Origin of the sequence: Frigidibacter oleivorans (genome assembly GCF_003993775.1) — a bacterium.
Classification (GTDB): Bacteria; Pseudomonadota; Alphaproteobacteria; order Rhodobacterales; family Rhodobacteraceae; genus Frigidibacter; species Frigidibacter oleivorans.
The window spans coordinates 52,569-65,579 of the sequence record NZ_RJRZ01000005.1 but is presented as its reverse complement, the minus strand read 5'-3'; the positions used below and the strand labels follow the sequence as shown (position 1 = coordinate 65,579).

The 13,011-nt window shown below is 65.1% G+C and carries 18 protein-coding genes; 17 read left to right on the top strand and 1 reads right to left on the bottom strand.

Annotated elements, in window-relative coordinates; translation table 11 throughout:
- Positions 1 to 164: 164 nt before the first annotated feature.
- From EEY80_RS08760 to EEY80_RS08750, 3 genes are all read left to right on the top strand, one after another.
- Positions 165 to 1,091: a DUF2493 domain-containing protein gene (locus EEY80_RS08760; RefSeq protein WP_126976209.1), complete on the top strand. Its 927-nt coding sequence runs from the start codon at positions 165 to 167 to the stop codon at positions 1,089 to 1,091.
- A gap of 46 nt (positions 1,092 to 1,137) precedes the next feature.
- Complete coding sequence (locus EEY80_RS08755) at positions 1,138 to 1,662, top strand: hypothetical protein (protein WP_235829764.1); 525 nt, start codon at positions 1,138 to 1,140, stop codon at positions 1,660 to 1,662.
- Between the two features lie 557 nt (positions 1,663 to 2,219).
- A complete protein-coding gene (locus EEY80_RS08750; protein WP_126976349.1) occupies positions 2,220 to 2,546 on the top strand; it encodes a DUF736 domain-containing protein in 327 nt (108 codons plus the stop codon).
- Positions 2,547 to 2,604: 58 nt separating this feature from the next.
- Here EEY80_RS08750 and EEY80_RS20070 read toward each other — a convergent pair whose 3' ends face one another.
- Positions 2,605 to 2,742 carry a hypothetical protein gene (locus EEY80_RS20070; RefSeq protein ID WP_164738203.1) on the bottom strand — a complete coding sequence of 46 codons (138 nt, stop codon included), beginning with the start codon at positions 2,740 to 2,742 and terminating at the stop codon, positions 2,605 to 2,607.
- On the opposite strand from EEY80_RS20070, the gene EEY80_RS08745 reads away from it, so the two are divergent.
- The 14 genes from EEY80_RS08745 (at position 2,741) to EEY80_RS08685 (ending at position 13,009) form a co-directional block, all read left to right on the top strand.
- Positions 2,741 to 2,989 (top strand): helix-turn-helix domain-containing protein, encoded by a 249-nt coding sequence (locus EEY80_RS08745; RefSeq protein WP_126976208.1) that lies wholly within the window; start codon positions 2,741 to 2,743, stop codon positions 2,987 to 2,989. The genes EEY80_RS20070 and EEY80_RS08745 overlap by 2 nt on opposite strands.
- Before the next feature lie 99 nt (positions 2,990 to 3,088).
- The gene (locus EEY80_RS08740; RefSeq protein WP_121062022.1) at positions 3,089 to 3,358 is read left to right on the top strand and encodes a DNA -binding domain-containing protein; all 270 of its coding nucleotides are present in this window, start codon (positions 3,089 to 3,091) and stop codon (positions 3,356 to 3,358) included.
- A 106-nt stretch (positions 3,359 to 3,464) separates the two neighbouring features.
- Positions 3,465 to 3,773: a transcriptional regulator domain-containing protein gene (locus tag EEY80_RS20720; protein WP_407920727.1), complete on the top strand. Its 309-nt coding sequence runs from the start codon at positions 3,465 to 3,467 to the stop codon at positions 3,771 to 3,773.
- Positions 3,730 to 4,257 (top strand): DUF2285 domain-containing protein, encoded by a 528-nt coding sequence (locus EEY80_RS20665; RefSeq protein ID WP_328590517.1) that lies wholly within the window; start codon positions 3,730 to 3,732, stop codon positions 4,255 to 4,257. The genes EEY80_RS20720 and EEY80_RS20665 overlap by 44 nt, the downstream gene beginning before the upstream one ends.
- A gap of 137 nt (positions 4,258 to 4,394) precedes the next feature.
- Positions 4,395 to 4,676: a helix-turn-helix transcriptional regulator gene (locus EEY80_RS08730; RefSeq protein WP_009573772.1), complete on the top strand. Its 282-nt coding sequence runs from the start codon at positions 4,395 to 4,397 to the stop codon at positions 4,674 to 4,676.
- A gap of 114 nt (positions 4,677 to 4,790) precedes the next feature.
- Positions 4,791 to 5,870 carry a replication initiator protein A gene (locus EEY80_RS08725; RefSeq protein ID WP_456236427.1) on the top strand — a complete coding sequence of 360 codons (1,080 nt, stop codon included), beginning with the start codon at positions 4,791 to 4,793 and terminating at the stop codon, positions 5,868 to 5,870.
- Positions 5,867 to 6,520, top strand: coding sequence for a ParA family partition ATPase (gene parA / locus EEY80_RS08720; protein WP_126976206.1), 654 nt, complete (start codon positions 5,867 to 5,869; stop codon positions 6,518 to 6,520). Before EEY80_RS08725 ends, parA begins: the two co-directional genes overlap by 4 nt.
- Complete coding sequence (locus tag EEY80_RS08715) at positions 6,517 to 6,771, top strand: ribbon-helix-helix protein (protein ID WP_043870025.1); 255 nt, start codon at positions 6,517 to 6,519, stop codon at positions 6,769 to 6,771. Before parA ends, EEY80_RS08715 begins: the two co-directional genes overlap by 4 nt.
- On the top strand, positions 6,768 to 7,289 hold the full coding sequence (locus EEY80_RS08710) for a DUF2840 domain-containing protein (protein ID WP_126976205.1): 522 nt from the start codon (positions 6,768 to 6,770) through the stop codon (positions 7,287 to 7,289). The genes EEY80_RS08715 and EEY80_RS08710 overlap by 4 nt, the downstream gene beginning before the upstream one ends.
- Positions 7,286 to 7,828 (top strand): S26 family signal peptidase, encoded by a 543-nt coding sequence (locus tag EEY80_RS08705; protein ID WP_126976204.1) that lies wholly within the window; start codon positions 7,286 to 7,288, stop codon positions 7,826 to 7,828. The genes EEY80_RS08710 and EEY80_RS08705 overlap by 4 nt, the downstream gene beginning before the upstream one ends.
- Positions 7,794 to 8,231, top strand: coding sequence for a DUF736 domain-containing protein (locus tag EEY80_RS08700; protein WP_456236425.1), 438 nt, complete (start codon positions 7,794 to 7,796; stop codon positions 8,229 to 8,231). Before EEY80_RS08705 ends, EEY80_RS08700 begins: the two co-directional genes overlap by 35 nt.
- A gap of 2 nt (positions 8,232 to 8,233) precedes the next feature.
- Positions 8,234 to 8,998 (top strand): lytic transglycosylase domain-containing protein, encoded by a 765-nt coding sequence (locus EEY80_RS08695; RefSeq protein WP_126976203.1) that lies wholly within the window; start codon positions 8,234 to 8,236, stop codon positions 8,996 to 8,998.
- Between the two features lie 243 nt (positions 8,999 to 9,241).
- Positions 9,242 to 10,996: a relaxase/mobilization nuclease domain-containing protein gene (locus EEY80_RS08690; protein ID WP_126976202.1), complete on the top strand. Its 1,755-nt coding sequence runs from the start codon at positions 9,242 to 9,244 to the stop codon at positions 10,994 to 10,996.
- A 27-nt stretch (positions 10,997 to 11,023) separates the two neighbouring features.
- Positions 11,024 to 13,009, top strand: a complete 1,986-nt coding sequence (locus tag EEY80_RS08685) for a conjugal transfer protein TraG (RefSeq protein ID WP_126976201.1) — start codon at positions 11,024 to 11,026, stop codon at positions 13,007 to 13,009.
- Positions 13,010 to 13,011: the final 2 nt, after the last annotated feature.

Sequence of the window (13,011 nt, the reverse complement as noted above, 5' to 3'; positions counted from 1 at the left end):
AACCAGATTCGACGGTTGGGGTGGGGGTGTCCACATCATCAAATCAGCCGGGCTTTGCCATCAAGGCCCTCGCAGAAGGCTCGGGCTGCCAGACCGGAACGCCCGTGGGCTTGTCGTCGCCATGAAGGCCGCGACGGTCGCGGCCCAGCCGAAGGACGCATCCCATGTACGCTCATGACGAATACGAACCCGATCACGGCATGTCCCCGACCGGCCATGTCATCGAAGACCTCGAACTCTATGGCTACCATCCCGCCGAGGAGGAGGCCGATCCCCGGATCACGCCCGAAGACGACGCGATCCGGGGTGCGGTCGCCGACATCTTCGACGCCCTGATCTCCACCATGGCCGACACCAGACTCGATTCCGACCTCGACGAGATCATGTGGTCCACCGTCAACACCTTCCATCGTGCCGTCGAGCGGACCGAACGCAAACTCGACGACAACGAGCAGGCGCAGAAGCGCCTTCAGCGGGAACAGGACGGCAGCGAGGTCAAATCCGTCCAGCTTGAAACCCTGATCGGTATCGGCCAGAGCCTGATCGAGCGCCGCGACAGCATGGAGACCTTCCGCGAGACCGCCGCCGACCTCTACCTGCGCACCACCGGCACGCCCTGGTCGCCGCGCTCCGGCTCACGGGTCAACCATCGCCAGATGACCTCGGCCATGATCGACAGCCGCGATTTCCTCGCCGCCAAGCGACGGGCCGACAACGAGGTGCTACTGCCCGCCGGACCGAAGATTGCTTTCTCGGGCGGTGAGACCACCGATCACCGGACGATCTGGGCCAGGCTCGATCAGGTTCATGCCAAGCACCCCGACATGGTACTCCTGCATGGCGGATCGCCAAAAGGCGCCGAACGCATCGCCGCCACCTGGGCCGACAACCGCAAGGTGCCGCAGGTCGCCTTCAAGCCCGACTGGACGAAACACGCCAAGGCCGCGCCCTTCAAGCGCAACGACCGGATGCTCGACGCGATGCCGATCGGGGTCATCGTCTTCCCAGGCACCGGCATTCAGGAAAACCTCGCCGACAAGGCCCGCAAGATGGGCATTCCGGTCTACCGCCTGGCGGAGGGCAGCGCGTGAGCGCTGCCAGCAATCCGTCGACACCATACCCGGCAGAACTCTCGCCATGCCGGGCGATTTCATGCTATGTTCGCCTTGCGCCATGGTGGTGGTGGAAGGCGCGACCGTTCCAAGCCATACGGGAGACTCCACCATGATCGTTCTCGGAATCCTTGCATCTTTCGCGGCCATTGCGGGCCTGTGCTGGTTGGTGTTCAACCTCGCCGTCTTCGCCCTGCCGTTCCTCGTCGGGCTTCACACCGGCATCTGGGCGTATGGAACCGGCGCCGGCTGGCTCGGTGCAATCCTCGTCGGCGGCTTCGCCGCCGGCCTGACGCTCGCCATCGGCCAGGCGCTGATCATGCTCGTACGCCCGCTCTGGGCGCGCTTTGTCATCGCGCTGATCTTCGTGGTGCCCGCCGTCCTGGCCGGGTTCAACGCGACCCTCGGAATCACCAGGGCCATGATGCCCTCCGAGACATGGCAGATGATCTTCGCCGTCATCGGCGCGGGCGCCGTTGGCGTTTCCGCCTTCCTCCGCATTGCCGGTATGACCGCCGACTCTTCGGACAGTTCTCCCGTAGGCGCCTGACACTGCCGACGATCCGATGAGGCGGAGCCGGAGCAGCGCTGGAATGCCATCCCGGTCGTCAGGATGCCGGTATGGGGCGGCGTGCGGATCGGCATGAGGCTCGCGTCGCGGCCCGTGGCCGTGCGGTGGAGGGGGCGGACCGTTCGAACGGCAAACCGCACCTTTGATCGGGGGGGGCACGCCGGACGAGGTGCATGGAGAACGATGCGCATGGCCTGTCGCGGGTGAGCGAACCCGCCGGTGAAAACGCCGGTCAGGCTGACGGGCATCCGCGGCCGCCATCGTCTCCGTTCCTTGCCCGTCTCATGTCCGCTCCATACGGCCCCTTCAATGGCCTGATCTGGCCGAAGACCGGCTACGCCTCGACCGGCTTGGCGCAACAGCGCCGCCATAACTTTCTTCCCCTGGGCTGTGCCCATTCCGCGCGGAACAAGAAAGTTCTGCCTTTGCTGTCCAGCCCCCGGCAGGCCGGGGGTGCGCCGCCGGTCGTCTCCAGCCTGTCGATCGCCATCGGGCCGCAATGGTGCGGACCCGGAAACGGAAAACGGAGACTTACAATGGCGACCATCGGCACCTTCAAGAAGACCGGCTCGAACGAATTCACCGGCGAAATCGTCACCCTCAGCGTCCAGGCCAAGGGCGTGCGCATCGTCCCCGACACCCGCGCCACCGGCGAGAACGCCCCCAGCCACCGGGTCCTGGTGGGCCGCGCCGAGATCGGCGCCGCCTGGTCCAAGCGCTCCGTGGAGGGCCGCGACTATCTGGGGCTCAAGCTCGACGATCCGAGCTTCACCGCCCCGATCTACGCCAATCTCTTCGATGAGGAGGACGGCGAGAGCTACGCGCTGATCTGGTCCCGCCCCAACGGTCGCCGCGGCGAATAACGCCGTCGCGAGGCCCCGGTCGAAAGGTCGGGGCCGACCGCCAGACCGGGCACCCGAATCAGTTCCCGAATTTTGCGGCGCCAAAGCGGAAACGCAATGTAAACACGTCAGAATTTTGGTGGTGAAATTCTGATAAGCGACTATAATAGCCGTAGTTCTGGCGCTTGCGCCGGGCCGGATGGGAGGTGATCTGCATGATCACCTCCCGACAATCACGGGCCGCGCGCGCGCTTCTTGGCTGGACACAGGAGCAGCTTGCGGATGAGGCCCGGGTATCTTTGACCGCGCTCAAGCGCCTCGAGTCCGAAAGCGGGCTCGAGGTCTATGAGACCACGCGCGATCAGGTTCGGCGGGCTTTCGAAGCGAATGGCATTCTGCTCCTGAACTCCGACCAGGGGATTGGAGTGATGCATGTGCAGGCGAAGGCCATCGCTAAGAGCTGACTATTCCGGCAGGTTTCGCAGTGAACGGAATTGCGCTATTGCCGTGCTCACGAAAACGTCAACCTTCTGTGCTAGGATTGTACAGAAGCCGCAGTGGGGATGCGTGTGACGATCAGCAGCTTGCAGGATGTGCCGCCGCAGGGGACCGTGGTGACGGAGTATGACCGTCGTCACATGGCGCAGTACATGCGTTTGCTCGATGCTGCAGGCGAGGGCGCGAGCTGGCAGGAGGCCGCGCAGATCATCCTGGGCCTCGATGCGCAGAAAGAGCCGGAGCGGGCGCGCATGGTCCATGACGCCCATCTTGAACGCGCGCGCTGGCTTAGTTCCGAGGGCTATCGGCAATTGGCGGCGGGGCGCACCGCCTGAGGAGGTGATGCGCCCCGCGCATCACCTGATGCCTTGGGGTGGGCTTCCCAAGTGATTGATCTCTTGGAATCCTTTTTTGTGATCAACCCAGGGGAGAGGCGATGCCATGCAACCTGATCGCTCGAATTGGCGTGACCAGGCCGCCTACGACTATCTCGATGATCTGGCTGCGCCGGAACTCGGCTGGGAATGCCTGCGCCGCAATCCCGAATATCAGCATGATTACGCAAAGCTCGCAGGAGAACCCCCGGAGAGGGTTGATCTGATGGATCAGGTCGGCCGTCGATGGGGGTTGTGCTTTCCCGGTTCGCCCCGGTCTGAGCGCGACTGTCGCAGAGATATTCTGGCGCCCCGAAATCGATACCAGCGCCGTGGTGCTCGTGGTCGCTCCCGGGTCACTCGTCGACGAGACTGACGACGCTGGCGACGCTGGCGACGCTGGCGACGAGATATCTGCCTTAAACGGCAGGGTATCACGCATTGGCAAGCACCTGTGCCACAGGCTACCGGACGGAACATACCTGCATCTCGTCGCTCCGCGCAAACACCGCGGTCGGCTTGTGGCTGCCGTCCCTCTCGGTCCCGAGGGCCTTGATCGCATGGAGGCGATCCAGCGGCTGCTGGCGGACCAGCATCGACGTCGTTCAATCCCGCGCGACACCCGTCTGACCGCGCAGCAGAAAGCGCGCCTGCGGCGTGTCCTTCAGGCCTCCGACGCAGCCTTCCATGGCGCGACCCAGAAGCAAATCGCCGAGGTGCTATTTCGCACCGGTCACCTGGACCGAGATGAATGGCAGGTCTCCTCGGCGCGTTTTGCCGTCTCCAGCCTCCTTCGCGAGGGGCGTGACCTGATCGCCGGCGGCTATCGCAAGCTCCTTCGCCACCAGCGCCGCCTCTAGGTTGGCGATCCCGCGCCGCGGTGTGCGGATTTACCCCTGCTACCTTCCCACTGCATCTGACCGGACGCGCTTCGCCATCGTGACCGTCATCAGCCGCTGTTTCGCGGCACTGGTCACACACAGTAGGGAGACGCCCGATGTCCGCCATCTCAACCGAACTTCCCCCGCGCTATCTGCGCACCAAAGAAGCCGCCCAGTTCCTGAGCCTGTCGGCTCGGACGCTGGAGAAGCACCGGACCTATGGCACCGGTCCCGCCTACCACAAGCTGGGCGGACGCGTGGTCTATGCGATTGAGGACCTGCAGGCCTGGGTCGGACGCGGCGCCGTCACCTCGACATCCGACCCGCGCGGGCAAGTGCTGCCAGCGAAGCGCCACACGCTCCCCAACCTCCCGCAGCCTGGCCGCTTCGTGCGCTGACGCGGGGGCGACACCTTCATGACCGATGGACGCAGACCCCGTTCCGAGCGAGGGCAGCTCGATCTGTTCCGCGCGCTGCCCGGGGATTTCGCCCCCAGAGATGCGCAGGACCTCATGGCCTATCCCTTTTTCTCCCTCGCCAAATCCAAACGGGTCGCACCGATCGACTTTGCCGCTGGCAGCGTCAGCATCCGGGTCGAGGCGGTTCCCGATCACGGTATGGCCACAATCTGGGATGCCGACATCCTGATCTGGGCGGCGAGCCAGATCGTCGAGGCGCGTGACGCGGGGCTGCGCACCTCCCGGCTGATGGCCGCCACCCCATATGAGATCCTCACCTATGTTGGTCGCGGAACCAGTGCGCGGGATTACCAGCGCCTGAAGGCGGCGCTGGATCGTCTGCAGTCGACGACAATCTCCACCTCGATCCGGCAGCCTGCGGAAGGACGCCGCCATCGTTTCTCCTGGATCAACGAATGGCAGGAGCGCAGCGACAGGGAGGGGCGCCCGGACGGCATCGAGTTGATCGTGCCCGACTGGTTCTACCAGGCCGTGCTCGACAATACGCTCGTCCTCACCATCGACCGGGCGTATTTCGACCTGACTGGCGGGCTCGACCGTTGGCTCTATCGCCTGGTGCGCAAGCATGGTGGCAGGCAACGGGACGGTTGGCGTTTCGATTTCCATCATCTTCACCAGAAATCCGGGGCGCTGTCCCCCTTCAAGCGGTTTGCCTTCGAGCTTCGCGACATCATCCGGCGGCAGCCGCTGCCGGGTTATACGCTCTTTCTCGAGACAGAGGTTGGTGGCCGAAAGCTGCTGGCTTTCGAGCCTGCGCCGGGCTGTGGAAAACCTGTGAATGGGCTCGTGCTATCGGGAACCCGGGCTATCGTGCTATCGGGAACCGGAGGCTCGTGCTATCAGGAACCCAAACAGGGGGTAACGCACGGAAGCAAAAGCGGAAATCGCCCCCTTAACTTAGAGTCTAACAAAGAGTCTAACTTTGAAGAGCGCGCGCGTGATGTGGAAAACCTCATCCGTGCCACCGCAAAAAGCCTCAGCCAGGCCGGCAAGACGAAGGCAGCCGTCGCCCCATCGGTGCCGCGAACGGCTTCCGATAAGGGCGTCGCAGCAGCCTCCGATCATCCAGATACGCCCCGCCTTCCTCTCGAATTGCCGGGAGGTGGCGAATGATCGTCGCTCTGCTCAATCAGAAGGGTGGCGTCGGCAAGACGACGCTGGCGCTCCATATTGCTGGTGAATTGGCGATACAGGGCAAGCGCGTCACCCTGATCGATGCCGACCCGCAAGGCTCCGCTCTGGACTGGTCGCAGCAACGCGCCCGCGAAGGTCTGCCGCGGCTCTTCGGCACCCTCGGCCTGGCCCGTGACACCCTGCACCGCGAAGTCCCCGAACTTGCCTGCACAGTCGACCATGTTGTTATTGATGGCCCACCGCGTGTTGCGGGGCTCATGCGCTCAGCGCTGCTCACCGCCGATCTGGTGCTGATCCCGGTACAGCCCTCGCCATTCGATGGCTGGGCCTCTGCCGAGATGCTGTCCCTCCTTGCGGAGGCCCGCATTTATCGGCCGGAACTTGTCGCCCGCTTCCTGCTCAACCGCTGCGGCGCGCGCACCGTCATCGCCCGGGACACTGCCGAGGCGCTGGCCGATCACGATCCTCCTGTGCTTGCCAGCACGATTTGTCAGCGCGTCGTCTTTGCAGATGCGGCACAAACTGGTCGCCTCGCCAGTGACATTGACCGTCAATCGCCTGCTGCCCGAGAGATCGCGGCGCTGACGTCTGAGATCGGGCGCCTCGGTCTTGGGAAGGTGGCGGTATGACCGGGCGCAATGACAAGCGTGGTTTCGCCGCGCGGCCAGTCGATGCCGAGACCTGGATCAAGGCTGGCGAGGCGCCATCCGCACACGGTCGCGCGGCGGCGATCTATACGGCCCGGCTCACCATCGACATCACCCCGGACCTGCGCGGTCGCATCAAGGTCGCAGCCTTCAGCCGCGGCGTCACTGTCGCTGACATGCTGCGCGAGTTGCTCGGGCGCGAATACCCGGAACCCGAAGGAGAACCTCAATGACCGGCTTTGTGATCCCCGGCGTGACCGGAGACGGACCGTTCGACGCCCATTCCCGCGGCGAGCTGACGCGCGTGGAACTGACCTGGGTGGAGAAGCGGATCGAGTTCTGGATCAGGTTCGGCCAGGCGGCCGGGGAACAGATCCTCGACCGCAGCCGCCGCATCGTCTTCTTCCGTCCCGGCGCCGTGTTTGGCTTCGTCCGCTGGGCGGCGAATGACTATGGAACCGTCCTCTCGCGCATCGACATCGTGCGCACGATCGCGCCTAGCAGCGCCTGTCAGACGCTGCCCTTCGTGCGCCCCGGTGGCGAGATTTTGTTGAAGATCGAAGGCTGGCCCAAGGTCGAAGAGGTTCTGCGCCATGTCGATGCGATCGAGGGTCTCGGCATCGTCCCTGCCGAGGTCGATCCCGACCACTGGCGTCATGTCGGGCACTGGATGAAGGCGGGCGAAGCGCCGCGTCCCTACTCGGCAGAACGCCATGATGCATGGCTCCGGCGCCGGGAGATCGGAAAATGACCCGCTCCCGCTACATCATGGCGACTGTCGCGGCGCTCGCCACCGTCATCGCCGGCAGCATTCCGACTGCGCCACGGCTGGTCTGGAACGCCTCGGCCAGCGTGCCGATCGGTTTCTACACCATCGCGCCAGAGGATCGGCTCAGGGTGCCAGATCTGGTCGCCGTTATGCCGCCCGAACCCCTTGCGGGTTTCATGGCCGCGCGCGGCTATGTCGGTCGCGATACTCCAATCCTGAAGCACGTCATCGGGCTGCCGGGACAACGGGTCTGCCGTGACGGCGCCGCGATCACCGTCGATGGCAGACACCTGGGGGAGGCGCGAGAGCGCGACAGCCAGGGCCGCGATCTTCCCGTCTGGCAGGGCTGTCGCACCATCGTAGAGGGCGAGGTCTTCCTGATGAACACGGCGGTCTCTGACAGCTTCGACGGCCGCTACTTCGGCCCGTTCCCCACCTCGGCAGTGATCGGCCGGGCCAGTCCACTGTTCACCGATGAGGGTGGCGATGGCCGCCTCGTCTGGCACGCGCCGGAGCGGTGACGGCGTGTCCATGGCGGGGCGCGCAAGCGGCCCGCATCCCAACAACCGCATCAAGAAGGAATCTCCAATGCCGCAAATCGGCCAATTCACCCGCACCCCGTCCGGCTATTCAGGACAGCTGCGTACGCTCTCTCTCGACCTGGAACTGACCTTCGTTCCCACAGACAATGTTGATACCGAGAAGGCGCCCGCCTATCGCATCCACCTCGGTGACGAGGAGGGTCCGGAGGTTGGCGCGGGTTGGAAACACACAGGCGAAACCGCAGGGGCGTTCGTTTCGGTCCTGCTCGATGATCCGGTTTTTCAGCATCCGATCCGCGCCCGCCTGTTCCAGTCGGATGAGGAGGGCAGGGACTGGGGGTTGCACTGGACCCGCCCGAAGATGCGCGACGAGCAGGACTGACGATGATCGCGTCCTGCACCCGTCCCGCCTCGGGGAGAGGTGGCATCTGCCACCGCATCCTCCTCCTTCTTCTTTCCGGCCTCTTCCTCCCGGTAACCGCCACGCAGCCGCTTCTGGCGCAAACCGATGCGTCCGAACACGCAATCGCCGCGCATCCCTACGCCGCCCAAGTCACCGAGGCATCGCAGCGCTTCGGCATTCCGACGACATGGATCATGGCCGTGATGCGGGCAGAGAGTGCGGGCGATCTGCGTGCGGTTTCTTCCGCTGGCGCGATGGGGCTGATGCAGGTCATGCCCGACACCTGGGCCGGGCTGCGTATACGTCATGGCTTCGGCCATGATCCCTTCGAGCCGCGTGACAACATCCTCGCGGGCACGGCCTATCTGCGCGAGATGTGGGACCGCTATGGCAATGTCGCGGCGATGCTGGCGGCCTATAACGCCGGTCCCGCCCGCTACGACGAATACCGACTGGCGGATCGTCCGCTGCCCGCCGAGACGCGCGCCTATGTCGCCGCGCTTGCGCCCGTGCTGCTTGGTGAGCGGCCATCGGGCACCGCCATCACTGCAGCCCGGCCGCTCGATTGGCGTGAGGCGGCGCTCTTCATCAGCCGCGACGACGGCGCGTCTGCGATCGATCCTGTGTCGCCTCACCGGACCGTCGGCGGCGCTCCTTCACCCGTCCCGGCGCTGCCGCAGGCGGGCATCACCCCGCAGCCTGAGGGCCTCTTCGTCCAGCGGGAGAATGGTGAGGTCCGGCCATGACCCGGGAGATCGCACTTCTCAATCCGTCGTGCTCTGGCGCGCGTTCGAGGGGAAGGACGGTGGTGGCCGGCACCACGACCGAAGGATGGCAGGATAAAAGGGCGCACGGTGCGCGGCGGTTGGGCGGTTGTTTTTGTTCATGTTTTTGTCGCGTTTCGCACCGTGTGACGCGTCTTCGCACCGTGCGAGATCTGCCTAACACTCTGATATTCAGTGCAGTTTCGCACGGTGCGGGGATTTCCCATGCCCGATGATCGCGAGTTCCGCATCCGCCCGGGGCGTATCCGTTCGACACGGGCGCAGCAGGCCCGTCCCTTTGTCGCACAGGCCTTGGCTGCGGCGAAAAAGGCCGGGGGTGGTGTCTCGCGGGCCGGGCGCGTCATCCCGGGCAATCGGTCCCGCTTCGGGCGCGGTCAACGCGCCAGTATTCAGGCCAATCGCCTCATCACCTCGCGCACACGCGGCGCCGTGGTGAAGGCGCGTGTCGTGCGGCACAGCGGGACGTCCGCGCCTCTCGGAGCCCACCTCGATTACCTGCACCGGGACGGCGTGACCCGGGACGGGGAGAAGGCCAGGCTCTTCGGGCCCGGAACCGAGGATGCCGATGGCCGGGCCTTTGCCGAGCGGTGTCGCGATGACCGTCATCATTTCCGTTTCATCGTCTCACCCGACGACGCGCCGGACATGTCTGACCTGCAATCCTTCACCCGCGATCTCGTCGGGCGGATGGAGCAGGATCTCGGCACACCTCTTGACTGGGTCGGCGTCGATCACTGGAACACCGCGCATCCGCACGTTCACCTGATCGTTCGGGGTATGCGCGACGACGGCCAGGATCTCGTGATCTCGCGGGACTACATCAAGGAGGGGCTGCGCGACAGGGCACGGGATCTCATCACCCAGGAACTGGGCCCACGCAGCGATCTCGACATCCGCCGGACGCTTGAGCGACAGATCGGGGCCGAGCGCTGGACGCAGCTCGACCGTCAGTTGCTGCGGGATGCGGGGCGTTCGCGCATCCTCGACATGGCGCCGGATACGGATCGGCAGCCGGATGTGTTTCACGCGCTGAAGGTCGGGCGGTTGCGCCGGCTGGAAGTTCTCGGCGTTGCCGACCAGATCGGACAGTCGCAGTGGCACATCAGGGATGATGCCGAGGCGGTCCTGCGCGAGATGGGGGAGCGTGGCGACATCATCAAGCGGATGCATCGGGCGCTGACGGACCGGGGGATCGAGCGCGGGTCCTCGAGTTACGTCCTTGCCGCGGAGAGCCTCGATGTTCCCGTCATCGGTCGTCTGGTCCAGCGCGGTCTGGATGACGAACTGAAGGGGACAGCCTATGCCGTCGTCGATGGCGTCGATGGCCGGAGCCACCATATCCGATTGCCTCATCTCGACGCCGCCGGCGACGGCGCCGCCGGCTCGATCGTGGAGCTCCGCTCCTACGACGATGCGCGCGGCCAGCGGCGCGGTGCGCTGGCGGTCCGGTCCGACCTGGACCTTGCTGCGCAGATTACCGCGTCCGGGGCCACCTGGCTCGACCGGCAGGCCATCGCGCGCGACCCGCTCGCCCTGTCGGACCATGGCTTCGGTGCCGAGGTCCGGCAGGCCCTGGACGCGCGCGCCGATCATCTGACCTCGGAGGGGCTGGCCGAGCAGCAGGGCGGCAGGGTGGTCTTTGCCCGGCGCCTGCTCGGAACCTTGCGCGACCGGGAGTTGCGGGCGGTTGGCGCGCAGCTCTCGGGAGAAACCGGGTTGCCGTTCAACAAGGCGGGGGCGGGCGACTACGTCAGCGGCCTCTATCGCCAGCGCCTCGCGCTGGCTTCGGGGCGCTTTGCGATGATCGAAGGCTACGGTGCCGACGGCGCTCTCGGCTTCCAGCTCGTGCCCTGGTCCCCCTCCCTCGAAAAGCACCTCGACCGGGATGTCACCGGCGTCGCGCGCGGGGACGGCGGGGTTGATTGGGACTTTGGCCGTAAGCGCGGCCTCGGCCTCTGATCAACACACCGGAAAGGAGCGACAGTCATGTCCGCGACCAAGATCCTCTGGGGCCAGATCTCCATCGTCTTCCTCATCATTCTGGCCACCAGCTGGGGAGCGACGCAATACGTGGCCGCGAGCCTCGGCTATCAGGCACAGCTGGGCCCGCCCTGGTTCGTGCTGTTCGGGACGCCCGTCTACTATCCACCGGCCATCTTCTGGTGGTGGTATTTCTACGAGGCCTACGCGCCACCGGTCTTCGCGACGGGCGGGATTATCGCCGCCTCTGGCGGCTTCATCGCCATCGGTGTGGCCATCGCCATGTCGGTCTGGCGCGCGCGCGAGGCCCGCAACGTTGCGACCTATGGATCTGCCCGATGGGCCGAGAAGGGCGAGGTGAAGGCGGCCGGACTTCTTGACCCGGATGGCGTGGTCCTGGGTCGCTATGAGCGGGAATATCTGCGCCACGATGGGCCGGAGCATGTGCTCTGCTTCGCGCCGACGCGATCCGGCAAGGGGGTCGGGCTCGTCATTCCCTCTCTTCTCACCTGGCCCGGCTCGGCCATCGTTCATGACATCAAGGGGGAGAACTGGCAGTTGACCGCAGGGTTCCGGGCCCGGCACGGTCGGGTCCTCCTCTTCGATCCGACCAATCCAAACTCTTCGGCCTACAACCCGCTGCTGGAAGTGCGCCGCGGCGAGTGGGAGGTTCGCGATGTCCAGAACATTGCAGATATTCTTGTCGACCCCGAGGGAAGTCTGGAGCGGCGGAACCACTGGGAGAAGACCAGCCACAGCTTGCTCGTCGGTGCGATCCTGCACGTCCTCTATGCCGAGAAGGACAAGACGCTGGCCGGTGTCGCCAATTTCCTGTCCGACCCGCGGCGTCCCGTGGAGTCCACACTCCGGGCGATGATGCGGACGTCGCATCTGGGCGAGAGGGGGCCGCATCCCGTGGTCGCCAGTGCCGCCCGCGAGTTGCTCAACAAGTCCGAGAATGAACGCTCCGGTGTGCTGTCGACGGCGATGTCTTTCCTTGGCCTCTATCGAGACCCTGTCGTCGCCCAGGTCACGCGCCGCTGCGACTGGCGGATTGGTGACATTGTCGGGGGAGTGCGCCCCGTTACGCTGTATCTCGTGGTGCCGCCATCTGACATCAATCGCACCAAGCCGCTCATCCGCCTGATCCTCAACCAGGTCGGCCGACGCCTGACCGAAGACCTGCAGGGCAAGGATGACCGTCATCGGCTGCTTTTGATGCTCGATGAGTTCCCGGCGCTCGGCCGGTTGGATTTCTTCGAGAGCGCGCTGGCCTTCATGGCGGGTTACGGGCTGAAGAGCTTCCTCATCGCCCAGTCGCTGAACCAGATCGAGAAGGCTTACGGCCCGAATAATTCGATCCTCGACAATTGCCACGTCCGGGTGAGCTTCGCGACCAATGATGAGCGTACGGCCAAGCGGGTGTCCGACGCTCTCGGCACCGCCACCGAAATGAAGGCGATGAAGAACTATGCCGGGCACCGTCTGGCGCCCTGGCTCAGCCATCTCATGGTGTCCCGGTCAGAAACCGCGCGGGCGTTGCTCACCCCCGGAGAAATCATGCAGCTGCCGCCATCCGATGAGATCGTCATGGTGGCCGGCACACCACCGATCCGGGCGACAAAAGCACGGTATTACGAAGATGCGCGGTTCACCGAGCGGGTCTTGCCGCCACCCGACCTGGTGGATGTAGGCGCGTCCGGGGAGGATGACTGGAGCAGTCTTGCAGTCCCAATGCAGGACCACGAGCTCGAGCCAGTCTCCGAGACGGGATCGGAGGATGAGGATCCGACAGCGTCGGAACGCCGCCTTCAGCCGGAGCTGGCGCAGCCTCGGCCGGTCGACAGGCAGACGCCTCTCGAGAACGAGTTTGAATTCGACCCGCCCGAGGATGACGAAGATGGCGCCATCCGCAATCGCCGCATCATGCAGCAGATGCGCGGTGTCGCGCGTCAGGTCTCCCTCAATCCCGATGACGGCATGGAGCTTTGATC